The sequence below is a fragment of the Leucobacter tardus genome (genome assembly GCF_017583045.1).
Taxonomy (GTDB): Bacteria; Actinomycetota; Actinomycetes; order Actinomycetales; family Microbacteriaceae; genus Leucobacter; species Leucobacter tardus.
In genome coordinates, this window is record NZ_JAGFBF010000005.1 from 195497 (window position 1) to 219156 (window position 23660).

Genomic DNA, 23660 nt, shown 5'->3' on the forward strand with positions numbered 1-23660 from the left:
GCGGCGAGGCCGCACGACCCAATCCGTGAACTGAGCCTCGCGCTCGGCCCGCTCTGCTCGCTTCTCGTCTGCCAGACGTTCGGACCGGTCAGCGAATGCCGCGGCGACCTTCCACGGATCGCGCGCTGACTTTTGCGGTCGACCCTCGCCTCGGCTCTGCTGCGCTGCTGCTGCCACTTGGCGTGCCTCGTCGGCCCGACGCTTTGCCTCTGCCTCACGGGCGAGCACGCGGCGGCCTTCAGCTTCGGCGAGGTCATCGCGCCGAAGTTTCAGGCGGTGGTCTCGCTCGCTGAGCATCAGGCGGTCCCTGCGGCACCAGCGCGGAACGCGTCGAGGTGTTCAGGCGTCACGCGAATGAGCCGGCCGATTCTGAAGTGGCCGAGGTTACCGGAGCGAATCGCCGCATAGATCGAATTGCGGTTCACGCCTTCCATCGCGGCGATTTCATCGACCGTATAGCTAATGCGAGCGATCTGGGGGTGGGCGGCATCGACGTGAGCCTTGAGCTTGGCGGCGGTCTCGCGGCGCTCTTCTAAGGTGCTGGGGGTGGTGGTCATTGCAGTGTCCTTTCGTGTTGCTTCGTCCGACTGCATCTATCTTGACCCACAGTAAGCACGCGTGTAAACTGACACGATGATTGCACAACGCGACAGTTTTGAGGCGATGAGCTGGCAGCGCGAGGAATCGGAGCCACAGCGGATCGACCGGCAGGCCTTCGAGGGCCTTACCCGCGACCTCGAAGGCAGGTCTGGTGACATGGTGATACAGCTCAATGCCGACATGGTTCGCAGTTTGCTGGCAGCTCACCAGCGACCCGAGAGTCGACACGGTGCCCGTATTCGAGATGATGAACGCGGGGTGACCTATAACGTCACCATCGACCGCGAGGGCGGTGCGGCGAGATTGCGAACTGTCGAGGTTGTACCAGACGAGGGCGTGGACAATCCTGCAGTCTTTCGACTACCTACGCAGCTGCTCGCGACCCTTGCCGCTGAGGTACTCGCCGATTCTGAGGCGGGCTACTTTGCTATGGGCGTGCGAGCAGACCCAGACACGCAACGCAAGCCGAGCGCCGCTGAGCTGGCGGACCTCGCCGGTAAAGACGGCGCAGGCTGGACTCGCCACATGATCGCCGAAGCTTTCGACCGAAACCTCAGCACCGTCGATCAATGGCTACGTCGGGCACGCAAAGAACTACCAGACCGCTTCGAGCCGCAAAGGCGCGGGCCGAAGCCCAAGACCCCCGATGCACCCGCGCCGGGCAACTCAGAGAACGGAGAAACAGAGAATGAGTGAACAGCCGAGAGTGCGAACGGGCAGCCGTCGAGCGGTGCCCGATGACGCCAAGAAGAACTGCCCATCCTGCGGGGAGCCGCGCGGTAACCGCCGCCAAAATTGGGAGCCGATCTATTCGGGCGACGAAGTGCTCGGTTATACCTGTCCTGCGTGCCCGACGTGGTCCGAGCCGATTCGCCGCACCGAGACCGCGCGAGGTATTCGATTCGTCGCGGTCGTCGACGCCACGCCCCGAGGCAGCACGAGACGCAAGCAGGTAAAGAGGACGGTGGAGACCCTCGACGGGGCGCGTCGGTTCGTTTCTGAGGTGCGCGCGGAGGTCGCCGAGCGCGGCGGGCTGAGCGCTCGCGAGTTGACCGTCGAGAGGGCGCTTGAAGACTGGCTGAACACGCGCACGAAGCTGCGCCCGCCGACTCGGCGAAACTATGCGGCACAGTACAAGCCCGCAGTTGAGGAGTTCGGGGATAAGCCGGTGCGCGAGCTGAAAGCCTCACACGTCGAGGCTCTCGTAGCTTCAATGATGGAAGGCGGCAAGCGAGACGGCGAAGCGTTCGGCATCTGGGCGATTCGTGCCGCCGTCGGGCGTCTCGCACAGGCTCTCGACCGCGCGGTGCGTGACGGCATCGTGACGCAGAACGTCGCCCGGCTCGTAGAGCTGCCGAGTGATGAGCGCGTGCGCGGTGAAGCACTGGAGCACTGGGAGACCGAGGGTCACGGCTCGGGCGCGTTCTGCCGCGACCTCGACCGATTTCGCAAGTTCGCCGACGAGCACCGCGACGCCGGAGCATGGCGGCTCACCTTGTGCGGCATGACGCGGGCCGACGCTATGGGCCTGCGATGGTCGGACATCAACCTCGACGAGGGTGAGGCTACAGTGCGGCAGGGTCGTGTGATCCTCGACGGTAAGGATGACTACACCGGCGATACTAAGAGCGGGCAGCGCAAGCGAACGGTGCCATTTGAGACCATCGAGCCGGGCACCGTGGCACTGCTCAAGCGTATGCGAGCGCAGCAGGCCGGGGACAAACTGCGGGCGGGCAGCGCTTGGATCGATAGCGGCTACGTCGTTGTGAACGAAGCGGGCGACCCTTTGCGTCCTGAGCTCTACAGTGACCGTTTCCGCTCGCTGTGCCGGAAGGCCAAGGTACCGGTCATCCATCTACATTCGGTACGTCACACGCTCGCGTTCACGCTGCACCGCCTCGGCGTGACCCCCGGCGATGCTGCGGCGCTGCTCGGGCACACCGTGCAAGTTCACCTGTCGACCTACTTGCCCGAGAGTGGCGCGTCGGGCATCAGGGCGGCAGCCGCAGCACTGGGAGGCCGGAGAGCCGCAGCGTAGCGATTACGGCATCGACGGTTCTACTCGATGCACTTTCGCGGTTTGTGACCTAGGTTGTGACCGAACGAAGAAAACCCCCGAGCTTGGTTCTACGAAGCTCGGGGGTTTTCCGCGTAATTCCGGGGCTAAATCGGCCACCGGGGGAGTGCGCGATACTGGGATCGAACCAGTGACCTCTTCCGTGTCAGGGAAGCGCGCTACCGCTGCGCCAATCGCGCCTAAAAGGCTATTCAGTTGTGCTTCAGCGAGGTGGCGACGGGATTCGAACCCGTGTATACGGCTTTGCAGGCCGCTGCCTCGCCTCTCGGCCACGCCACCGCAGTGGTTGATACCACGAGTGACCCGGGGTTGCCCCCGATTCACTGGAGCGGATGACGAGACTCGAACTCGCGACCCTCACCTTGGCAAGGTGATGCGCTACCAACTGCGCTACATCCGCATGTCCACGTTGCCGTGTACCTGGATTACTTTAGGGGAGGATCGGTCCCCGCCGCAAATCAACGTCGGTCCGCCGGGCGTGGCGAGTAACGATTCCGCGGAATCCCGCGGAATCGATCCTTCGGCGGATACGGATCGGGCGTTCGTCGCACATACTGGAAGGCATGGCCGGGGGAGTGCGTCGCGTGGGGAGGCGCGTCGTTGCGGTGTTCGTCGCGGTCGCGCTGCTCGCCGGGATCTTCGCGGCGTTCCACTACCGCCAAGACATCATCGATACCTTCCGGGCGAACAATTTCGAGGCGTCGGATGAGCTCACCGCCATCGTCGACCATCTCGATCTCACCCCGAGGGGTGAGCGGGTGTTCCTCGCCACGCATCCGACGCTCGACGGGAGCCAGGGGTTCAATGCGCGGTGCCAGTCGGTGGAACACGCGGAGGACGGCCACGTGATGGGGTGCTTCGCCGACGAAGCGATCCATCTCTACGAGGTCACCGATGAGCGCATCAGCGGCATCGTCGAAGTCACCGCGGCGCACGAACTGATGCACGCCGCATGGTCGCGTCTCAGTAGTTCGGCACAACGCGATCTGGTCGACGACCTGCAGGGGGTGTACGAGGAGCTGGCGAAGGACCATGCCGAGTTGGAGACGCGGATGTCGGTCTATGAGCATCTCGATCAGTCCGAGTTCGCGAACGAGTTGCACTCGGTGCTCGCCACCGAGGTCGCCGACCTGCCTCCGTGGCTCGAGCAGCACTACGAACGGTGGTTCCAGGATCGCGCTGCGGTGGTCAGTGATTTCGAGGACTATCACTCGGTGTTCACCGAGCTCCAGGATCACGCGACCGAACTCTCCACCGAGCTCGACGGCATCCGTGAGGAGGTCGAACGGCGGAACGCCGACTACGAGGCCGCCGTCGACGCCTTCAACACCGAGGTGGACACGTTCAACGAGCGCAACGAGAATTACGAGTTCTCGGATCAGCCGGAGGAGTTCGATCGCATCAAGGGCGAACTCGATGCCCGACGCGGCTCGCTCGAGGCGGAGCGGCAAGCGATTCAGGAGCTCGTCGATCGCTATGAAGACCTGCGCGTCGAGCTCGAGGGAGTGAGTCAGCAGAGCGATGAGTTGGACCAGCATCTGAACAGCGACCTGGCGCCACCCGAGGTGCGTCCCGACATCTGATCATCGCGGAGGAGTCGGCGACGCGCCCGTGCGTCACGCCGATCTGCAGTGCGTGGTGAATGTGTGTATGATCGTTCCGGTTGGCACCGAGCGATTCGGCTGGGTGCGACGGGCGATTGGCGCAGTTGGTAGCGCGCTTCCTTCACACGGAAGAGGTCATCAGTTCGAGTCTGGTATCGCCCACCACTTCCTCCTCACCGACAATGCGATCGCGCTGCGTCACGTGCCGTCGCCAGTGCACTGACCGATCAGTCGGTTATGATGCTGCCACGCACGCGGCTCGGCGCAGCCACCCCGCGCGCATGCACAGAGTGGTTCGAGTGGTCCCCAGGGGGTGCGGGTGTGAGCGTCGCGCACGAAGGCATCGGCTCCGCTGAGCGCGTCGGCCTCGAGGCCTACCGCCAGGCCGTGAGCGCGTCGTTCGTGCCGCTCGCGATCGCCTCGGAGCGGCCGTCCGGATTCTCCGGTGCGCTCAGCAGTGTGATGGCCGGCGAAGTCGCATTCACCGAGGTGGCGTCGACGCCGCAGCGCGTCGAGCGCACGCCCGAGACGATCGCCGCTGGCGGCAGCGGTTACTACAAGGTGAGTCTGCTGCTCTCCGGATCGAGCTTGCTCGTCCAAGACGGGCGGGAGGTCACGATGCACCCGGGCGACCTCGCCTTCTACGACACGTCTCGACCGTACTCGCTGCTCTTCGACGGCGACTTCCGGAATCTGATCATGATGTTTCCGAAGCGCCTCATCGAGTACCCGGCGTCGGTGAGCGACGCCCTCACCGCGGTGTCGCTCGGTGCGGAGCATCGGCTCTCCGGCGTGACTGCGGAGTTCATCGCTCGATCCGCGCCCGAGCTGCGTCACCTCGGCGACTCCGCACGCGCGCGGCTCGCTCGGACCGGAGTCGACCTGATGAACACGATGATCTCCGCGATCCTCGGCTCCGAGACACGCGGCACCTCACGCGAACCGTCACCGCTCGACGGTGTGCTGCGCTTCATGACCGAGCATCTCTCCTCGCCGGCACTGTCGCCCGCGACCATCGCCGCTGCCAACTTCATCTCGGTGCGGCATCTGCATGCGGTGTTCCGACGCGAGGACACGACGGTCTCCCGATGGATCAAGGATCGGCGGATGGAGCGGTGCCGCGTCGACCTCTCGGATCCGGCGCTCGCACACCTGTCGATCGCGTCGATCGCCGCGCGGTGGGGGATCACGGATCCGGCGTACTTCAGCCGAGTCTTCCGGGCCGCGTACGGCATGTCACCGCGGGAGTGCCGTGGTCCGCGCGTCGATGACGGGCGGACCACGCACCCCGTTTCAGCGCCGCGCCCCTGAGAGGACGAATCGCGCCGCCATCTCACCGATCAACACCGAAGGGGCGTTCGTGTTGCCGGTCGGCACCTTCGGCATGATCGATGCGTCCGCGACGCGTAGACCGTCCACACCGTGCACCGTGAGACGCGGCGAGACGACCGCGGTGTCGTCGATGCCCATCCGACACGTGGAGACCTGGTGGTGATAGACGACCACCTGCTCCCGGGCGTACCGGACCAGCTGCTCATCGGTGACCACCTCGGGACCCGGGTACACCTCCTCCGCGCCCCAGCCGCCAGCGTCGGGGTCGGCGTGCAGAGACGCCTGCGTGCCGATGTCCCGGCACTGCTTGATCGACGCGAGCATCGACGCGACATCGTCCTCGTGATGCAGCGCGTCGAGGTCGATGATCGTCGGATCGTGCGGCCCTGGCCCCGAAAGCGTGACGGACCCGCGGGACCGCGGGGTGACGATTCCGGCGAGCAGCGAGAAGCCGTCGGGCGACTGCGGCTCGAGATCCTCGTAGTACATCGGCACGGAGAAGAAGATCGGTTGCGTGTCCGGGCGATCGAGCTCCGGGCGACTCTTCCAGAACAGGTGCGACTGGGTCACGGAGACACCGCTGCGCGGGGCGCCGACGGGTCGGCCCGTGCGGAACACGATCGGAACGAGGAGGTGGTCGTGGAGCTCTTTGCCCACACCGGGCAGGTCTGCGACCGGTGGAATGCCGATCGCCGCGAGCTCATCCGCCGGACCGAGTCCCGATCGCAGCATGATGCGGGGCGAGTCGAGCGCACCTGCGCAGAGGATCACCTCGTCCGCTCGCAGCTCCCGCACCTCGCCCGCTTGCTCGTAGCGGACGCCGACCACGCGCGGGCGGTCACTCTCCGATGCATCGTCGAAGATCATCTCGTGCACCCAGCATCCGGTCTCGACGGTGACGCGGTCGCGCACGGGTTTGAGGTACGCCATGTAGGTGTTCCAGCGTCGCGGCCCGCGCATCGTGACCTGCTGCTGCGACACCCCGTCGAGCGTGGCACCATTGTAATCGGGATTGAACGCGACACCCGACTCCACCGAGGCGTCGATGATCGACTGCTGGATCGGATCGAGCGGATACCCGTTGACGACGTCGAGCAGACCGTCGGTGCCGTGGAACTCCGGATCGCCGTCGCCGTGGAACCGCTCGATCTCGCGGTAGACCGGCAGCACGTCCGACCAGGACCATCCGTCGTTGCCGTCGGCGGCCCAATCATCGAAGTCACGCGGGTGTCCGCGGACCCAGATCATGGCGTTGAGGGCGTGCGATCCGCCGAGGACCTTCCCGCGGGGAAGATGCAGGCGGCGGTCCGCCGCGTGGGGTTGCGGAATCGTGCGGTAGTCCCAGTCCTGGGCACTGTGCCAGAGCGCCGGCATGCCCATGGGGTCATGGATGTCGGGGTTGGTGTCGTCGTCCCCGGCCTCGAGCACGGTCACGGTCACCCCGGCGTCGGACAGTCTCCGGGCGATCACGGAACCCGCCGAACCGGCGCCGACGATGATGACGCTTTCGGGGATCTGGGATTCGGTCATGGGATCACTCCTTCCGCAGTGCGGCGACGGTGCCGGACTGCTCGACTCGACCGTCGCACAGCAGGCGCGGGTTCGGGGCGGGTGAGCGGAGGAGCACACCCTCGTCCCAGTGCCGAGCACTGATGAACAATTCCCCTGCACGTGGATGACCTACCGTGGAGAGCAACCACCGGACTCGATGAGGATTCCCATGACACACCAGCCCGACGTCACGCACACCCACGGAAAGCGCGTCAGCACGCCCACTGAGGCCCAGCATCCGCTCGATCCGCTGAACGCGGGCGAGTTCACCGCCATCCGCAGGCTCTTGGAGCGCGCGGGCCACCTGACGGCGCACGTCCGCGTGGCGATGCTGCTCCCCGTCGACCCGCCGAAGGCGACGCTCGCGGCGTGGACCTTGGGCGAGCCGTTCGAGCGACGCGCGAACGTGATCCTGCTGGATCGCTCCGATGGCACGCACACCGAGGTGGTCGTCTCCATCACGGAGAATCGCGTTGTTACGGCGAACGTGCTGCCACCCACGCCCGAGCGCGGCCAAGCCGCCGTGCTGATGGAGGAGTTCTTCGAGGTCGCCGATATCGTCAAGGCCGACCCGCGGTGGCGGGCCGCCATGGAGCGACGCGGACTCGCCGACCATATCGACACCTGCTTCTGCTCCCCGCTGGCGCCCGGGTACTTCGCCGACGAGACCGAGGACACCGGTCGCCGATACCTGCGGTCGCTGACCTATCTCGTGCCGAATGAGGGCGACAGCCCGTGGGCGCACCCGGTCGAGGGACTCATCGTCAAAGTGGACATGATCGCCCGCGAGGTCTTCGCGGTCCACGACGAGGGTGACATCGAGACCCCGCTCAAGCACGGCAACTACTCGCTGGACGCCCAAGGACCCGCGCGCACGAGCCTGAAGCCGATCGAGATCACGCAGCCGGAGGGGCCGAGCTTCTCGGTTGACGGCAACCTCGTGCAGTGGGAGAACTGGCGGCTTCACGTCGGGTTCAATGCGCGCGAGGGCCTCGTGCTCAGTGACATCACCTGGCGCGATGGCGCGGAGGATCGGCGCGTGCTCACCCGCGCGAGTGTTCCCGAGATGGTCGTCCCGTACGGTGACGTCGATGAGACGCGCTACTGGGTGAGCTACTTCGATGCCGGCGAGTACCTGCTCGGTCGCAGCGCCAACCCGCTCGCGCTCGGCTGCGACTGCCTCGGCGTGATCCACTACTTCGACGCGTTCGTGAACGATGACCTCGGCAACCCCGTGAAGCTCGACCAGGTCATCTGCATGCACGAGGAGGACTACGGCATCCAGTGGAAGCACACCGACCTCGCGGGCACCCCCGACACGCGGCGCAGCCGTCGCCTGGTGATCAGCTACTTCGCCACGGTCGGCAATTACGACTACGGATTCTTCTGGTACTTCTACCTCGACGGATCGATTCAGGTCGAAGCGAAGGCTACGGGCGTGGTCTTCGGCGGTGCGAACATTGCCGGATCCGACAACGCCTTCAACACCGAGATCTCCCCGGGTCTGTTCACGCCCGTGCACCAGCACATCTTCTCGGCACGGCTCGACGTCGCGATCGATGGCGAGGACAACACGCTGCATGAGATCGAGGTGGTGCCGCTGCCGACCGGTCCGCTCAACCCGCGGGGCAATGCGTTCACCTGGTCCGACCGACAGCTCACCTGCGAACAGGACGCGCAGCGCATGGCCGATGGGCTCTCCGGACGCGTGTGGGAGGTGCGCAGCGCCCACCGCACCAATCACGTCGGGAAGCCCACCGGGTACCGTCTCACCCCAGAGGGGAAACCGGTGCTGCTCGCGCAACCGGACTCGTCTGTGTTCGCCCGCGCGAACTTCGCGTCGAAGCACCTGTGGGGCACGCGCTACGCAGAGGACGAGCGCTACCCGGCCGGCACGTTCCCGAGCCAGAGCAGCGGCTGGCAGGGTCTGCCGACTTGGACGCGCGACAACCGGAGTCTCGATGGCACGGACATCGTGCTCTGGCACCAGTTCGGCCCCACGCACCTGCCGCGGACCGAGGACTGGCCGGTCATGCCGGTCGACTATTCGGGCTTCTGGTTCACGCCGCACGGGTTCCTCGATCAGAATCCGACCATGGACCTTCCCGCCGACGCACGTGCGCCGGGCGCCTCCGGCGACGACGCATGCTGCGCCGCAGACGACGCACCGCATCACTGATTCCCACGAGTTCACAGGAGAACCCCACATGTACACGTACGACAGCCTGCTCGCCGCCATCACCGTCGAGAACGGACACGAGATCTTCAACCCGGCGACCGGAGAGCTCATCGGTCGCGTCCCCGAGCACACCGCGGCCGACGTTGACGCGGCGATCGCTCGCGCCGCAGCAGCGCAGCGGGAGTGGGCGGCGCTGAGCGACAGCGAGCGGGTCGACACCCTGAACCGCGTCGCCGACGCCATCGACGCGAACGCGGAAGCGCTCGCCGAACTGCTCTCACGCGAACAGGGAAAGCCGCTCAACGGTCCGAACGCCCGCTTCGAAGTCGGGGGATGCGCCGCCTGGACGCGCGTGCCGGCCGGCACCCCGCTGCCCGTCGAGGTCGTCGTCGACGACGGGGAAACCTACGCCGAGATGCACTACCGGCCTCTCGGCGTGGTCGGAGCGATCACTCCGTGGAACTGGCCCATGATGATCGCGATCTGGCAGATCATCCCCGCGCTCCGCATGGGCAACACCGTCGTGTCGAAGCCGTCGGAGCACACGCCGCTCTCCGGTCTCGCCATCGCCCACGTGCTGAACACCGTGCTGCCCGAGGGGGCGCTGCACACGGTCGTCGGGGGCGGCGACCTCGGGACTCGGATCGTCGAGAGCGACCGCATCGCGAAGGTCATGTTCACCGGATCGACCCGCACCGGCAAGAAGATCATCGCGGCGAGCGCGGGCAACGTGAAACGCCTCACGCTCGAGCTCGGCGGCAATGACGCCGGGATCGTGCTCGACGACGTCGACCCGCAGGCGATCGCCGAGGGACTCTTCTGGGGCGCGTTCATCAATACCGGCCAGACGTGCGCGGCACTGAAGCGCCTCTACGTTCCCGACGCGATCTACGATCAGGTCGTCGAGGCCCTCGCCGGAGTCGCGCGGAACATGCCGATGGGGCAGGGCCTCGACGAGCAGAACGTGCTCGGACCGCTGCAGAACGAGATGCAGTTCGACGTGGTCGACCGTCTGGTGAAGGCCGCAACGGCGAGCGACGCGCGTGTCGTTCTGGGCGGGGACCCCGATTACGACGCCCCGGGTTTCTTCTATCCGACGACGCTCATCGCCGACATCGATCCCGAGAACGATCTCGTGCGCGAAGAGCAATTCGGTCCGGTGCTCCCGATCATCCGCTACACCGATCTCGACGACGCGATCGCCCAGGCCAATGGGCTCGATGTCGGCCTCGGAGGATCGGTGTGGTCGTCGGACCGCGACCGGGCCCGTGAGGTCGCGGCGCGCATCCAGGCGGGCACCGTGTGGATCAACGCGCACGGCACGATCAACCCCCTCGTCCCATTCGGCGGCGCGAAGCAGTCGGGGTACGGGCAGGAGTTCGGCGTCGCCGGCCTCAAGGCGGTCGCGCAGCCGCAGGTCATCCAGGGGTAGCGCGCACCGTCGTCCATTCGGGAGCCCGATGCTTCGCCGCAGTTCGGCGGAGGATCGGGCTCTCCGAGTAGAATCGATGCGTTGTGCGCCTCGAGCGCACGGCGCACGCAACTCGACGCATCTCGAAGGAGCTCATCAGTGGCCGACGGCTTCTCCCTCTTCTCCGATCCCGCCATTGTCGCCATGCGCGTCAACGGGGAACTCCGCGACCTCGCCACCGAGGTGACGGAGACGGACACGGTCGAGGGGGTCACGATCGACTCGCCCGATGGACTCGACATCCTGCGGCACTCCGCAGCCCACGTGCTCGCGCAGGCGGTGCAGCGCATCACCCCCGAGACGACGCTCGGCATCGGCCCGCCCGTCGCCGACGGGTTCTACTACGATTTCGATCCATCCGAGGCGTTCGTGCCCGAGGACCTCAAAGCGATCTCGAAGGAGATGGCCCGCATCATCAAGCAGGGTCAGCGCTTCACGCGACGCGTCGTCACCGAGGACGAGGCGCGCGCCGAGCTGGCGGGCGAACCGTACAAGCTTGAACTCATCGGTTTGAAGGGCGCATCAGGCGACTCCGGCGAAGACGTCGAAGTCGGCGGATCCGAGCTCACGATCTACGACAACGTCGACCCGAAGACGGGTGAGGTGCAGTGGAAGGATCTCTGTCGCGGACCGCACCTGCCGTCGACGAAGCTCATCGGCAACGGCTGGGCGCTCACGCGCAGCGCCGCCGCGTACTGGCGCGGGAGCGAGGCGAACCCGATGCTGCAGCGCATCTACGGCACCGCGTGGCCGACGAAGGACGAGCTGCGCGAGTACCAGACCCGTCTCGAGGAAGCGGCGAAGCGCGATCACCGCAAACTCGGGCGTGAACTCGACCTGTTCTCGTTCCCCGACGAGATCGGATCGGGACTCGCCGTCTTCCACCCGCGCGGCGGCATCATCCGTCACGAGATCGAGTCCTTCATGCAGGCGCAGCTCCTGAAGAACGGGTACGAGTTCGTCAACAGTCCGCACATCACCAAGGGGTCGCTCTTCGAGACGAGCCAGCACCTCAACTGGTACCGGGACGGTATGTTCCCCGCGATGCACCTCGACGAGGTCGTCGACGCCGAAGGCAACGTCACGAAACCGGGTCAGGACTACTACCTGAAGCCGATGAACTGCCCGTTCCACAACCTCATCTTCCGCTCGCGGGCGCGCAGCTATCGCGAGCTCCCGCTGCGGCTCTCCGAGTTCGGCACGGTCTACCGGTACGAGAAGAGCGGCACCCTGTCGGGGCTCACCCGCGTGCGCGGGCTGACGCAGGATGACGCTCACACGTACGTCACCGAGGAGCAGACGAAGGACGAGATCAAGCGTCAGCTCGAGCTCGTCTTCGAAACGCTGCGCGGCTACGGCCTCGACGACTTCTACCTCGAACTGTCGACCCGGGACCCCGAGAAATCGGTCGGATCAGATGAGCAGTGGGAGGTCGCGACCGAGACGCTGCGCCAGGTCGGCGAGGAGTCCGGGCTCGAGCTCGTCGACGACCCGGGCGGGGCGGCCTTCTACGGACCGAAGATCTCCGTGCAGGCGCGCGACGCGATCGGTCGCACCTGGCAGCTCTCGACCGTGCAGCTCGACTTCAACCAGCCCGCCCTGTTCGAGCTCGAGTACGCAGCGGCGGACGGCAGCCGCAAGCAGCCCGTCATGATCCACCGCGCCCTGCTCGGCTCGATCGAGCGGTTCTTCGCGATCCTGCTCGAGCACTACGCGGGCGCGTTCCCGGCGTGGCTCTCACCCGTGCAGGTGGTCGGCATCCCGGTCGCCGACGAGTACGGCCCGTATCTCGACGAGGTCATCGAGCGCCTCCGCACGTGGGGAGTGCGCGCCGAAGTCGACCACACCGACGACCGGATGCCGAAGAAGATCCGCACCCACACGAAGGGGAAGGTCCCGTTCCAGCTCATCGCGGGCGAGGACGACCGGTCCGCCGGAGCCGTCAGCTTCCGCTTCCGCGACGGCAGCCAGATCAACGGGGTACCGGTCGAGGAGGCGATCGAGCGGATCGTCACGGCGATCGAGCAGAAGGATCCGGCGACGACGGCGTGGCAGGTATGAGCGATGCGGTGCGCCCTGAGGGTGTCGCCGAGAGCGGGATGGTCGGCGAGCCCGACGAGCTGCAGCGCCTCTGGGTGCCGCACCGGATGGTGTACGTCTCCGACCATCAGCAGCCGGATCACACCGACTGCCCGTTCTGCGCGGCGCCGCAGCGCGCCGACGAGGACGCCCTCATCGTCGCCCGCGGCGAGACGAGCTACGTCATCATGAATCTGTTCCCGTACAACAACGGGCACATGCTCGTCTGCCCGTACCGTCACGTCTCGCAGTACGACGAGGCGACGCCCGAAGAGGTGGCGGAGATCGGGGCGCTGACGCAGACGGCCATGCGCGTCGCGCGCGACGTCATGGGCTGCCACGGGTTCAACATCGGCATGAACCAGGGCGCCATCGCCGGCGCCGGAGTCGCCGCGCACCTGCACCAGCACATCGTGCCGCGATGGGCCTCGGACGCGAACTTCTTCCCGATCATCGGGAAGACGAAAGCGATGCCGCAGCTGCTGGGCGACGTGCGTGAGGCGATCGCGGCGGCCTGGCCGCACCCGTAGCCGCTCCGGGATTACCCTGGAAGCGGAACCACGAACGAAGGAAGAGGAACCACTGTGTCAGGACACTCCAAGTGGGCGACGACCAAGCACAAGAAGGCCATCATCGACGCGAAGCGCGCCAAGGCCTTCGCGAAGTACATCAAGAACATCGAGGTCGCGGCGCGCATCGGCGGCGCCGACCTGGCGGGCAACCCGACGCTCGCCGAAGCCGTGCACAAGGCGAAGAAGAACTCGGTGCCGGGCGACAACATCGACCGCGCCATCAAGCGCGGCGCCGGCCTCACCGGTGATGCCGTCGAGTACTCGACCATCATGTACGAGGGCTACGGTCCGAACGGCGTCGCGATGCTCATCGAGTGCCTCACCGACAACAAGAACCGGGCGGCAGCCGAGGTGCGGACGGCAGTCAGTCGCAACGGCGGCAACATGGCGGATCCCGGCAGCGTCGCCTACAACTTCGAGCGCCGCGGAGTGATCACGGTCCCCGCCGAGGGGACGACCGAGGACGACGTGCTGGTCGCCGTGCTCGACGCCGGAGCGGAAGAGGTCGCGCCGACGCCGAACGGCGAGGCCTTCGAGGTCTTCACCGACGCCTCCGACCTGCAGGCCGCCCGTACCGCGCTCGTCGACGCCGGGATCGACTACGACTCGGCCGAGGCGGAGTTCGTGCCGAACCTCCGCGTCGAGGTCGATGCCGACACGGCTCGCAAGGTGTTCCGCCTCATCGACGCGCTCGAAGACAGCGACGACGTGCAGAACGTCTTCACCAACTTCGCTCTCAGCCCCGAGGTGCAAACCGAACTCGCTGCAGACGACGACGAGGAATAGCGCGGACTCCGTGCGCATCCTCGGCATCGACCCAGGCCTCACGCGTTGCGGCGTCGGCGTGGTGACCATGGGTGGCGGTCGGCGCGTGGAATTCGAGCACGTCGAAGTCATGTCGAGTGCGGCTGATGCGCCGATCGCTGCGCGTATCCACCGCATCGGTGAGGGGATCGCGCGACTCCTCGATGGCGATGCGATCGATGCGATCGCGCTCGAACGGGTCTTCGCGCAGCAGAACCTGCCGAGCGTCATGGGCGTCGCGCAGATCAGCGGGGTCGTCATGTACCTCGCGGAGCAGCGCGGGGTACCCGTGGCGCTCTACACCCCGAACGAGGTCAAATCGCAGGTGACGGGATACGGGAGCGCCGACAAGGCGCAGGTGACCACGATGGTGACGCGCTTGCTGCGCCTGCAGGCCCCGCCGAAACCCGCTGATGCGGCCGATGCCCTCGCCCTCGCCATCACGCACGCGTGGCACCTCGGCCGCGGCGGCGCCGCTGACCGCGCCGGCGCGAGCCGTGCGCCCGCGGGGGAGACCGCGGCCCAGCGGGCCTGGCGCGAGGCCGAGCGCAAGAGCGGCGCCCGCAGGCGCGGCGCCCGCGCCTGAGCGCCTGAGTCGCGCGCGTCCACACCTGCCTCGCCCCGCCCCGCCACGCCCCTCCGCCGAGATCGCAGTTTGGCGCCCTTCGCAGGCGCCGAAGCACGATTTCGCGCGCTCTCGACGATGCGTGCGGGTGGGGCGCTCGTCTCGGCACCCCGGACCAGCCTCCGTCAGCCCGCCCGACCATCGCGACCATCGCGACCATCCCGACCCTCGCGCCCGTCGCGCCCATCGAGGTCGTCGAGGTCGGGCAGGTGAATCGCACCGGTGGCGAGGGCTTCTGCGATGGCGTCCTCTACCTGGCGCTGCTTGCGCCGCCGGATGCGGCTGATCGCGCGTTGCTCGGGTAGGCTCCACCCGAATCTGACCGCAAGAAGGCGCACGGCGGCCGTCACGACCACGCACACGCTGCCCGCGACGACGACGGGAACCCCGAATGCGACGAGACCGATGAGCACGGTCACGCCGATGAGGGTGGCGACGGCGTAGAGCGATCCGACGTGCATGACGGCGATCGGCAGGTTGAGAAGAAGATCTCGGAGCGCGCCGCCCCCGACTGCGGCGATCGTGCCGATGAACAGCGCCGGAACGACGGGTAGTCCTGCGGCGAGCGCTTTGGTGGTGCCGATGGCGCCGAAGAGGCCGATGCTCATGGCGTCGAGCACGGTGACGACGGGGTCGACGCGCTGCAGGGCGCGGGCGAGCAGCATGCCGATGATGGCGGCGCCGGATGCGACGATCAGGTAGAGGTCGTGCGAGAACGCGACGGGGGAGACGCCGAGCAGAATATCGCGCAGCAGGCCGCCGCCGATACCGCAGGCGACCCCGATGAGGGCGACGCCGAGCAGGTCGAGCCGTTTGAAGCCGGCGGCGAACATGGCGCCCTGGAGGCTGCCGACGCCGACGGCGATGAGGTCCACCGTGAGCGGGATCGTGAAGGTCTCGTCGAGGAACACCTCTCTATTGTGCGCGATACTGGTGGGGTGCCCCTCTACCGCGATGAAGGTGTGGTGCTCCGCACACGCAAGCTCGGCGAGGCGGATCGCATCGTGACGCTGCTGACCCGCCAGCGCGGTCTGTTGCGTGCGGTGGCGAAGGGTGTGCGGCGCACGTCGTCGAAGTTCGGTGCGCGTCTCGAGCCGTTTATGGTGGCGGACGTGCAGTGCTTCGAGGGACGCACCCTCGACACGATCACGCAGGCGGTCACGCTGGGGGCGTACGGGCCGCCGATCAGTGTGGACTACGACCGCTATCGCGCGGCGAGTGTGATGGTGGAGACGGCGGAGCGGTTGAGCGATGGCGCGCCAGCAGAGAATCAGTACACGCTGCTCGTGGGGGCGCTGCGGACACTCGCCGCCGGCAAGATCGTGCCCGACCTGGTGCGTGACGGATATCTGCTGCGCGCGATGTCGCTCGCGGGGTGGACGCCCGGTTTCGACGACTGCGTGCGCTGCGGCGCACCGGGGCCGCACACGCTCGTCACGGTGCAGCTCGGCGGGGTGGTGTGCGAGGAGTGCCGCGTGCCGGGTGCGCCGCGGTTGGATCCTGCGAGCATCGATCTGCTGCGTGCGCTCCTCGTCGGCGACTGGGATCGGGCCGTGGCGTCGGATGAACGGGCGCGCGGGCAGGCGGCGGGGATCGCGTCGGCGTTCACGCAGTGGCATTTGGAGCGCGGACTGAGATCGTTGAATGCACACGCGAATCGGTCGCGCTGAGGATCGGGGGACGAGTGAGAACTTCGATCATGCGGTCAGCACATGAGGAGAGACGACAGTGAAGCGAGTACCCGACGAGCTCGTCCCGGTGGACTGGACGGGCGCGCAGCCGCCCCGGTTCGTCGGTCCCGCCCCGAAGCACGTGGCGATTGTGATGGACGGCAATGGGCGATGGGCGAACCAGCGCGGGCTGCCCCGGGTCGAGGGGCACCGGATGGGGGAGCAGGCGCTGCTCGACGTGGTCGCGGGGGCGATCCAAGCGGGCGTGACGCACCTCAGCGTGTACGCGTTCTCCACCGAGAACTGGCGTCGGTCGCCCGATGAGGTCAGGTTTCTCATGGGGTTCAATCGCGATGTGCTGCGTCGGCGGCGCAGTCAGTTGCACCACTGGAACGTGCGCATGCGCTGGGCGGGTCGTCGACCGAAGCTCTGGGGGTCGGTGATCTCCGAGTTGAAGGCGTCGGAGCGCGAGACGGCGAACAATACCGGGCTTACGCTGACGATGTGCGTGAACTACGGGGGTCGGAACGAGCTCACGGACGCGGTGCGTTCGATCGCGCGCGAGGTGGAGGCCGGCCGTCTGTCGCCTGAGGGGATCTCGGAGCGCACCGTCGGGCGGCATCTGTACGTGCCCGAGCTTCCCGAGGTCGACCTCTTCCTTCGGAGCTCGGGCGAGCAGCGGACGAGTAACTTCATGCTCTGGCAGTCGGCGTACGCCGAGATGGTGTTTCTCGACACGCTGTGGCCTGATTTCAGTCGCGAGGAGCTCTGGCGAGCGATCCAGGTCTACCACGCCAGGGATCGTCGGTTCGGTGGCGCGGTCGATCTGCCGACGGACGGCTGACCGGCGCCGATCGGCGTGGATCCCGGGGTGAATCCTGGCGCGGATCCCGCTGCCGCAGCCGCTCGCCGTGGGATCTGAGATAATCGGAGGAATGACCTCTGGAACTCTCACCGACTCGCGCTTGCGCATCGGGCCCCTGACGCTCGATGTGCCGGTGGTGCTCGCGCCGATGGCGGGCATCACGAACACGGCGTTCCGTCGACTGTGCCGTGAGTACGGTGCCGGTCTCTACGTGAGCGAGATGATCACGACGCGCGCGCTCGTCGAGCGGACGCCGGCGACGATGCGTCTCATCACGCATCACGAGAGCGAGACGCCGCGGTCGATTCAGCTGTACGGCGTCGATCCCCACTACGTGGGCGAGGCGGTGACCATGCTCGTCGCGGAGGACCGCGCCGATCACATCGACCTCAACTTCGGGTGCCCGGTGCCGAAGGTGACGCGCCGCGGTGGGGGGTCCGCGCTGCCGTGGAAGCGCGATCTGTTCCGCGCGATCGTGGAGCGCGCGGTGCGGGCGGCGGGTGATGTTCCGGTGACGGTGAAGATGCGCAAGGGCATCGACGAGGATCACTTGACGTATCTCGATGCGGCTCGCAGCGCCGAGGACGCCGGCGTCGCCGCTATCGCCCTGCACGGTCGCACCGCGAACCAGCACTACTCAGGCGTCGCGGACTGGGGGGCGATCGCGACGTTGAAAGAGGCGGTGACCAGCGTCCCCGTGCTCGGCAACGGCGACATCTGGTCGGCCGAGGATGCGCTGCGGATGGTCCGCGAGACCGGGTGCGATGGCGTCGTGGTGGGTCGCGGCTGCCTCGGACGCCCGTGGCTGTTCGGGGATCTCTCCGCAGCGTTCCGTGCTGAAGCGGGCGAGATCGGGTGGGACGAGGCGCGCGCTGCGATGGCGGCTCCGCCGCTCGGTGAGGTGATGGCGGCGATGCGTCGACATACCGAGCTCCTTGTCGAGTTCTATGAGGAGGAGGCGCGCGCCTGCCGCGACATCCGTAAGCACGTGGCCTGGTACTTCAAGGGGTACGGCGTGGGGGGCGACACCCGTCGCGAGCTGGCGGCGGTGGAGGCGCTCGCGCAGATGGACGAGATCTTCGCGACGATGGATGCCGCCATGCCCTACCCGGGTGAGGGCGCCGAGGGTCCGCGCGGCCGCGCGGGAAGCCCGAAGCGCACCGTGCTGCCCCAGGGGTGGCTCGACAGTCGTGAGAGCGGCACCATCGATTACGCCGAGTTGGCGGAGGCCGAGAGAGACGACTCCGGTGGGTGAGTTCCGCGGCGCCCTGCCGCCCGGATACGCCGACCGCGATGCCGAGCGCTTCGCACCCGAAACGCATTCGGGATCCCGCAGCGACTTCGCGCGCGACCGTGCGCGCGTGCTCCACTCGAGCGGATGGCGGCGCCTGGCGGCGAAGACGCAGGTGCTGAGTCCGACCGCGGGCATCGACTTCGCGCGCAATCGCCTGACCCATTCGCTCGAGGTGGCGCAGATCGGCCGCGAGCTCGCGGTCGCGATGGGACTCGCCCAGGACGTCGTTGACACCGCGTGTCTGGCGCACGACCTCGGCCATCCTCCGTTCGGACACAATGGCGAGCGGGCACTGAACGACTGGGCCGCGAGCGCCGGAGGATTCGAAGGCAACGCGCAGACCCTGCGGGTGCTCACGCGGCTCGAGCCGAAACGCTTCGACGCCCAGGGCAACAGTCTCGGGCTCAACCTCACGCGCGCGACGCTCGATGCCAGCTGCAAGTATCCGTGGAGCGCCGCCGAGAGCGGAGCCACCGGGGGCGGGCCGGTGAAGTTCGGGTACTTCGCCGATGACGAGCCGGTGTTCCGCTGGTTGCGCGACGGGGCGCCGGACCGGGTGAAGTGCGCTGAAGCGCAGGTCATGGATCTCGCGGACGACATCGCCTACTCCGTCCACGATTTCGAGGACGCGGTGGTCAGCGACTTCATCGACCCGGAAATCCTCACCTCGCGCTCCGGCCACGCGATGCTCATCGCCGCGGTCGCCGACTGGGCCGGGGGCAGTTTCTCGGAGGCGGAGCTCGCGGACGCCTACGATCGGATCGCGGCGACCGACACCTGGCTGGTGCGGTGGGAGGGTTCGCGCCGCGACCAGGCCCAGTTGAAGAACTTCACGAGCGAGATGATCGGGCGGTTCGCACGAGCGTCGATTCGGGCGACCATCGATGCGGCGGACGGATCACCGCTCGCCCGCTACGGCGCCGGCATCATCGTGCCGCGCGGCGTGCGCGCCGAGATCGCCGTGCTCAAGGGGATCGTCGCCGCCTTCGTCATGGCGAGCGGGCGCCGGCAACCCACCTACCGGAGACAGCGAGATCTCCTCGAAGAACTGCTCGATACGCTGTGGGCCGGCGAGGCGTCAGAATTGGAGCCCGCCTTCGCCGCGGATTTCCGGGCGGCCGCATCCGAGGCCGATGCCCGTCGAGCGGTCGTCGATCAGGTCGCATCGCTCACCGATCAGTCAGCGATCGCGTGGCATCGCCGACTCTGCGATGTGCCGCTCGTCTAGTCCGGAGCGCACCCCCACCGCGAACGCCTCCGGAGCGGTACACTAAGCCGATATGGCAGGGCGGATCCGGGCGAGCGACATCGAAGAGGTGAAGCGTCGCACCAACCTGGCCGATCTGGTCGGCGATTACGTCGCGTTGAAGAACGCCGGAGCCGATTCGATGAAGGGGCTCTGCCCGTTCCACGACGAGCGCAGTCCGAGCTTTCACGTGCGGCCCGCACTCGGCTACTACCACTGCTTCGGCTGCGGGGAGTCGGGTGACGCATTCACATTCTTGCAGCGCATGGATCACCTGACGTTCTCCGAGACCGTGGAGCGACTCGCGGTGCGCGCCGGTGTGGTGCTCACGTACGAGGAGGGTGGAACCGGGCGTCGGGAGGAAGGGCCGAACCGCGCCAGACTGCTTGCGGCGAATCAGGCCGCGGCGGCCTACTACGTCGAACAGCTCGGCACCGAAGAGGGCGGCTTCGCTCAGCGGTTCCTCACCGACCGAGGTTTCGACCGCGATGCGTGCGCGACATTCGGCGTCGGGTACGCGCCGCGCGGGTGGGACGGCGTGACGAACGCGCTGACCGGGCAGGGCTTCACCCGCGACGAACTGCTGCAGGCCGGCATCGTCTCCTCGGGCAATCGGGGGGTCTACGACCGGTTCCGCGGCCGTGTCGTCTGGCCGATCCGCGATACGAGCGGCCAGACGCTCGGGTTCGGTGCACGCAAGCTGTACGACGACGACAACGGTCCGAAGTACTTGAACACGCCCGAGACCCCCGTCTATCACAAGGCCCGCGTGCTCTACGGGATCGATCAGGCGAAGCGCGCCATCGCGCGTGGCCACCGCGCCGTGGTCGTCGAGGGGTACACCGATGTGATGGCCTGCCATCTCGCCGGAGTCGACACCGCCATCGCCACGTGCGGGACGGCATTCGGCGCCGATCACATCACGATGCTCCGTCGCATGATGGGCGACGACTCGGCGGCCGAGGTGATCTTCACGTTCGATCCGGACGAAGCCGGGCAGAAGGCGGCGCTGCGCGCGTTCAGCGAGGAGAAGCGCTTCAGCGGACAGACGTACATCGCCGTGGCGCCAGACGGGTTGGACCCCTCGGACCTGCGGCTGCACCGTGGGGACGACGCGCTCCGCGAAGTCTTCTCGCGCAAGCAGCCGCTCTTCGAGTTCGCGCTGCGTCAAGCGGTCGGCCGGTTCGATCTGAACGCCGTGGCCGGTCGCGTCGCCGCACTCCGCGAGGCCGCCCCCATCGTCGCGAACATCAAGGATCCGTCGATGCGTCCCGGGTACACTCGCGAGCTCGCCCGCATGATCGGCGTCGATATGGGTGAGGCCCAGGCCGCCGTGCGATCCGCGGCCCAGGCGGGCGCGCGACCCGAAACCGGCTCCAGCATGCCTCCGGCCGACGCCTCCGCTGCGCCCCCCGCACCCCGGATCGGACTGTCGACCCTGCGGAACTCCCCTCAGACGTGGTTGGAGCGCGACGCGCTGCAGGCGATGATCCAGCACCGCGCGGGCATCGGCGACGAACTGATGGCGCAGGCGGTGACGGCGCAGGTCACCGAGCCGAGCCTGCGGGTGGTGCGCGACGGCATCGCCGCGGCGCTCGGTGCCGACACGGGCGCGCCTGCGGAGGGCTGGGTCGATCGGGTCGCCACGAACGTTCCCGATCAGTTCCGCGGGTTGGTGCGCGAGCTCGCCGTGGCGCCGATCCCCTCGAAGGATCCGAAGCGGCTCACCGCGTACAGCCGAGATGTCGTGATCTCGCTGCTGGAGCGCGACCTCGTGACGCTCAAGGCGGAACTCGTCGCGCGGATGCAACGCATCGGCGATCCTGCTGACGAGGGGTCCAGACGGATCCAGCAGCAGCTCATGGCGCTGGAGATGGCACGGCGCGGGCTCCGCGACGCCGAGCAGTGACGGAATCCACGAAAGTGTGACGCTCCGGACGACCGCGCGGCGGAGCGCGGCTCGTGCAATAGGCTGACAGGGTCCGACCGCCCTGGCCCTGAGGAGGCAGAACGTGGCCCACCCCGACGTTGCCGCCGATCCGGCCATCCTGGCGTCAGATGTCTCACTGACCTACCCTGCGCATGCCGGAGGACGCGCCTTCCACGCCGTCGAAGGCATCAGTTTCACGGTGCCGAAGGGGACGGTGGTGGCGTTGCTGGGCGAGAGCGGCTCGGGCAAGTCCACCCTGACCCGCTTCCTGGCGGGACGCGCGAAGGATGTCGGTGAGAAGAACTCGCGGATCCGCCTGACCGGCGGTGCGGCGAGCGTGCTCGACGTGCCGCTGCGTCGGCAGAGCCGCCGCACGCATGCGCGGTTGACGGCCTATGCCGGGTACCTCGCTCAAGATGCGGGAGCGACGCTGCCGCCCGACCTGAACGTCGGCGACATCCTCGTGAATCCCATCGCCGAGCGCAGTAAAGACTTCGACCGCGAGCTTCTCGGGGCACAGATCGCGGAGATGATGGACATCGTCGCGCTGCCGCTGAGCAAGCTGCAGGAGTACCCCTACGAGTTGTCGAAGGGGCAGCGGCAGCGCGTCGCGGTCATGCAGTCGCTCATGCTGGACCCGCCCGTCTATTTCGCCGATGAGCCGACGCTCGGCGTCGACGCGAACAACCGACCGCGTATCGTCGATCTGCTGCGGTGGTATCGGGAGCGGGCCGATGCGACCATGATGCTCATCAGTCACGACATCGGCATGCTCGAGGCACTCGGGCAGGATGTGCTCGTGATGCAGGAAGGCAGGCTCGTGGGTCAGGGCGACATCAACGACATCTTCCGGCGCGCCGACCACGGGTACGTGCAGCGCCTGGCGCAGGCCCTGCGCAGCACCGCGTACGACGAGATCGCGGAGGAGTGACGCGCCCGGTGGAGCCGCGCTTCACCGCGCAAGACCGGGTGTGCGTCGGATTTGCAGGCCGCGGATCGGGCTTGCTACGATAGTCGAGTTGCTGACGCAATGATCCCCTGTAGCTCAGTTGGCAGAGCGCTTGACTGTTAATCAGGATGTCGCTGGTTCGAGCCCAGCCGGGGGAGCGGACAGAGCCCCTACCGTCGAGGTAGGGGCTTTTTCGCATTGAGAGGGGCGTGCGATGGGGCAGGATCATCACGGACGAGTGATCGCGGTCGCCGGGTACGGTGAGCCGCGCATCCACGAGAGCGCGTGGCTGGCCCCGGGTTCGGTCGTGGTGGGGGACGTGAGTATCGGGGAGCAGAGCAGCGTCTGGTACAACGCCGTCGTGCGCGGGGACGCGAACTCGGTCACCATCGGTGCACGCACCAACGTGCAAGACGGCGTGGTCATTCACGCCCAGCGCGGTGACGGCTCTGGCGCTGCGGTGATCGGAGACGACGTGTCGATTGGGCACAACGCCGTCGTGCACGGCGCGATCGTCGCGAATGGGTGCCTGATCGGGATGAACGCGACGGTGTTGAGCGGCGCGGTGATCGGCGAAGGCTCGCTCGTCGCCGCGGGCGCCCTCGTGCCTCAGGGCGTCGAGATCCCGCCGCACTCCCTGGTTGCCGGCGTGCCCGGGCGCGTCGTGCGCGCCCTCCGAGATGAGGATCGCGCAGCGGTGCAGCAGAACAGCGCGGTCTACGCCGATTACACGGCAGGTCACCGGGCTGCGACACGCGACTGATTCCTCGATGTGCCTTCGCGCCGTCGAATGCACTATGATCGAACAGGTG

At 67.3% G+C, this 23660-nt stretch carries 20 protein-coding genes and 5 tRNA genes; 19 read left to right on the top strand and 6 right to left on the bottom strand.

Annotated elements, in window-relative coordinates:
* Positions 1-296: 296 nt before the first annotated feature.
* Positions 297-557, bottom strand: coding sequence for a helix-turn-helix domain-containing protein (locus tag J4H85_RS07980; RefSeq protein WP_208238534.1), 261 nt, complete (start codon positions 555-557; stop codon positions 297-299).
* A 76-nt stretch (positions 558-633) separates the two neighbouring features.
* Here J4H85_RS07980 and J4H85_RS07985 point away from each other — a divergent pair, with 76 nt between their 5' ends.
* A complete protein-coding gene (locus tag J4H85_RS07985; RefSeq protein ID WP_208238536.1) occupies positions 634-1296 on the top strand; it encodes a helix-turn-helix domain-containing protein in 663 nt (220 codons plus the stop codon).
* A gap of 34 nt (positions 1297-1330) precedes the next feature.
* Positions 1331-2638: a site-specific integrase gene (locus tag J4H85_RS14265; RefSeq protein ID WP_208238538.1), complete on the top strand. Its 1308-nt coding sequence runs from the start codon at positions 1331-1333 to the stop codon at positions 2636-2638.
* Between the two features lie 146 nt (positions 2639-2784).
* Here J4H85_RS14265 and J4H85_RS07995 read toward each other — a convergent pair.
* From J4H85_RS07995 to J4H85_RS08005, 3 genes are all read right to left on the bottom strand, one after another.
* Positions 2785-2856, bottom strand: a tRNA-Val gene (locus J4H85_RS07995).
* Between the two features lie 29 nt (positions 2857-2885).
* Positions 2886-2956, bottom strand: a tRNA-Cys gene (locus tag J4H85_RS08000).
* Between the two features lie 45 nt (positions 2957-3001).
* Positions 3002-3077, bottom strand: a tRNA-Gly gene (locus tag J4H85_RS08005).
* Positions 3078-3240: 163 nt separating this feature from the next.
* Here J4H85_RS08005 and J4H85_RS08010 point away from each other — a divergent pair.
* The 3 genes from J4H85_RS08010 (at position 3241) to J4H85_RS08020 (ending at position 5592) form a co-directional block, all read left to right on the top strand.
* Entirely contained in the window at positions 3241-4260 is a 1020-nt protein-coding gene (locus J4H85_RS08010; RefSeq protein ID WP_208238540.1) for a hypothetical protein, read from the top strand.
* A 110-nt stretch (positions 4261-4370) separates the two neighbouring features.
* Positions 4371-4446, top strand: a tRNA-Val gene (locus J4H85_RS08015).
* A gap of 156 nt (positions 4447-4602) precedes the next feature.
* Positions 4603-5592: an AraC-like ligand-binding domain-containing protein gene (locus J4H85_RS08020; RefSeq protein WP_208238542.1), complete on the top strand. Its 990-nt coding sequence runs from the start codon at positions 4603-4605 to the stop codon at positions 5590-5592.
* Here the strand turns inward: J4H85_RS08020 and J4H85_RS08025 are convergent.
* Positions 5575-7143 carry a GMC family oxidoreductase gene (locus tag J4H85_RS08025; RefSeq protein WP_208238544.1) on the bottom strand — a complete coding sequence of 523 codons (1569 nt, stop codon included), beginning with the start codon at positions 7141-7143 and terminating at the stop codon, positions 5575-5577. The two genes, J4H85_RS08020 and J4H85_RS08025, sit on opposite strands and share 18 nt — an antisense overlap.
* Before the next feature lie 190 nt (positions 7144-7333).
* Between J4H85_RS08025 and J4H85_RS08030 the strand changes: the two genes are divergently transcribed.
* The 6 genes from J4H85_RS08030 to ruvC all read left to right on the top strand — a co-directional run bounded on the left by J4H85_RS08030 (position 7334) and on the right by ruvC (position 14855).
* Positions 7334-9343, top strand: coding sequence for a primary-amine oxidase (locus tag J4H85_RS08030; protein ID WP_208238546.1), 2010 nt, complete (start codon positions 7334-7336; stop codon positions 9341-9343).
* Positions 9344-9371: 28 nt separating this feature from the next.
* Positions 9372-10775, top strand: coding sequence for an aldehyde dehydrogenase family protein (locus tag J4H85_RS08035; RefSeq protein WP_208238548.1), 1404 nt, complete (start codon positions 9372-9374; stop codon positions 10773-10775).
* A gap of 138 nt (positions 10776-10913) precedes the next feature.
* On the top strand, positions 10914-12875 hold the full coding sequence (gene thrS, locus J4H85_RS08040) for a threonine--tRNA ligase (protein ID WP_307863527.1): 1962 nt from the start codon (positions 10914-10916) through the stop codon (positions 12873-12875).
* The gene (locus tag J4H85_RS08045) at positions 12872-13423 is read left to right on the top strand and encodes an HIT family protein (RefSeq protein ID WP_208238552.1); all 552 of its coding nucleotides are present in this window, start codon (positions 12872-12874) and stop codon (positions 13421-13423) included. Before thrS ends, J4H85_RS08045 begins: the two co-directional genes overlap by 4 nt.
* A gap of 54 nt (positions 13424-13477) precedes the next feature.
* Complete coding sequence (locus tag J4H85_RS08050) at positions 13478-14251, top strand: YebC/PmpR family DNA-binding transcriptional regulator (RefSeq protein WP_208238553.1); 774 nt, start codon at positions 13478-13480, stop codon at positions 14249-14251.
* Between the two features lie 10 nt (positions 14252-14261).
* Positions 14262-14855, top strand: a complete 594-nt coding sequence (gene ruvC / locus J4H85_RS08055) for a crossover junction endodeoxyribonuclease RuvC (protein ID WP_208238556.1) — start codon at positions 14262-14264, stop codon at positions 14853-14855.
* 164 nt (positions 14856-15019) lie between these two features.
* On the opposite strand, the gene J4H85_RS08060 is transcribed toward ruvC, so the two are convergent.
* Positions 15020-15805 carry a trimeric intracellular cation channel family protein gene (locus J4H85_RS08060; RefSeq protein WP_307863529.1) on the bottom strand — a complete coding sequence of 262 codons (786 nt, stop codon included), beginning with the start codon at positions 15803-15805 and terminating at the stop codon, positions 15020-15022.
* Positions 15806-15832: 27 nt separating this feature from the next.
* On the opposite strand from J4H85_RS08060, the gene recO reads away from it, so the two are divergent.
* From recO to J4H85_RS08100, 8 genes are all read left to right on the top strand, one after another.
* Positions 15833-16564: a DNA repair protein RecO gene (gene recO / locus J4H85_RS08065; protein ID WP_208238558.1), complete on the top strand. Its 732-nt coding sequence runs from the start codon at positions 15833-15835 to the stop codon at positions 16562-16564.
* Positions 16565-16622: 58 nt separating this feature from the next.
* Complete coding sequence (locus tag J4H85_RS08070; RefSeq protein ID WP_208238560.1) at positions 16623-17408, top strand: isoprenyl transferase; 786 nt, start codon at positions 16623-16625, stop codon at positions 17406-17408.
* Between the two features lie 91 nt (positions 17409-17499).
* Positions 17500-18684, top strand: coding sequence for a tRNA dihydrouridine synthase DusB (gene dusB / locus J4H85_RS08075; RefSeq protein ID WP_208238562.1), 1185 nt, complete (start codon positions 17500-17502; stop codon positions 18682-18684).
* Entirely contained in the window at positions 18677-19951 is a 1275-nt protein-coding gene (locus J4H85_RS08080; protein ID WP_208238565.1) for a deoxyguanosinetriphosphate triphosphohydrolase, read from the top strand. The genes dusB and J4H85_RS08080 overlap by 8 nt, the downstream gene beginning before the upstream one ends.
* 52 nt (positions 19952-20003) lie before the next feature.
* Positions 20004-21878, top strand: a complete 1875-nt coding sequence (gene dnaG, locus J4H85_RS08085; RefSeq protein ID WP_208238566.1) for a DNA primase — start codon at positions 20004-20006, stop codon at positions 21876-21878.
* 103 nt (positions 21879-21981) lie between these two features.
* Positions 21982-22830 (top strand): ABC transporter ATP-binding protein, encoded by an 849-nt coding sequence (locus tag J4H85_RS08090; protein ID WP_208238568.1) that lies wholly within the window; start codon positions 21982-21984, stop codon positions 22828-22830.
* A 103-nt stretch (positions 22831-22933) separates the two neighbouring features.
* Positions 22934-23006 (top strand) — tRNA-Asn (locus J4H85_RS08095).
* Between the two features lie 56 nt (positions 23007-23062).
* Positions 23063-23611, top strand: a complete 549-nt coding sequence (locus J4H85_RS08100; RefSeq protein WP_208238570.1) for a gamma carbonic anhydrase family protein — start codon at positions 23063-23065, stop codon at positions 23609-23611.
* Positions 23612-23660 lie beyond the last annotated feature (49 nt).

What these genes read in the sequence shown, in the direction of transcription:
- J4H85_RS07980 (WP_208238534.1), bottom strand. Translation starts at nt 557, where the DNA reads ATGACCACCACCCCCAGCACCTTAGAAGAGCGCCGCGAGACCGCCGCC.
- J4H85_RS07985 (WP_208238536.1), top strand. Translation starts at nt 634, where the DNA reads ATGATTGCACAACGCGACAGTTTTGAGGCGATGAGCTGGCAGCGCGAG.
- J4H85_RS08010 (WP_208238540.1), top strand. Translation starts at nt 3,241, where the DNA reads ATGGCCGGGGGAGTGCGTCGCGTGGGGAGGCGCGTCGTTGCGGTGTTC.
- J4H85_RS08025 (WP_208238544.1), bottom strand. Translation starts at nt 7,143, where the DNA reads ATGACCGAATCCCAGATCCCCGAAAGCGTCATCATCGTCGGCGCCGGT.
- J4H85_RS08030 (WP_208238546.1), top strand. Translation starts at nt 7,334, where the DNA reads ATGACACACCAGCCCGACGTCACGCACACCCACGGAAAGCGCGTCAGC.
- J4H85_RS08035 (WP_208238548.1), top strand. Translation starts at nt 9,372, where the DNA reads ATGTACACGTACGACAGCCTGCTCGCCGCCATCACCGTCGAGAACGGA.
- J4H85_RS08045 (WP_208238552.1), top strand. Translation starts at nt 12,872, where the DNA reads ATGAGCGATGCGGTGCGCCCTGAGGGTGTCGCCGAGAGCGGGATGGTC.
- dusB (WP_208238562.1), top strand. Translation starts at nt 17,500, where the DNA reads ATGACCTCTGGAACTCTCACCGACTCGCGCTTGCGCATCGGGCCCCTG.
- dnaG (WP_208238566.1), top strand. Translation starts at nt 20,004, where the DNA reads ATGGCAGGGCGGATCCGGGCGAGCGACATCGAAGAGGTGAAGCGTCGC.
- J4H85_RS08100 (WP_208238570.1), top strand. Translation starts at nt 23,063, where the DNA reads ATGGGGCAGGATCATCACGGACGAGTGATCGCGGTCGCCGGGTACGGT.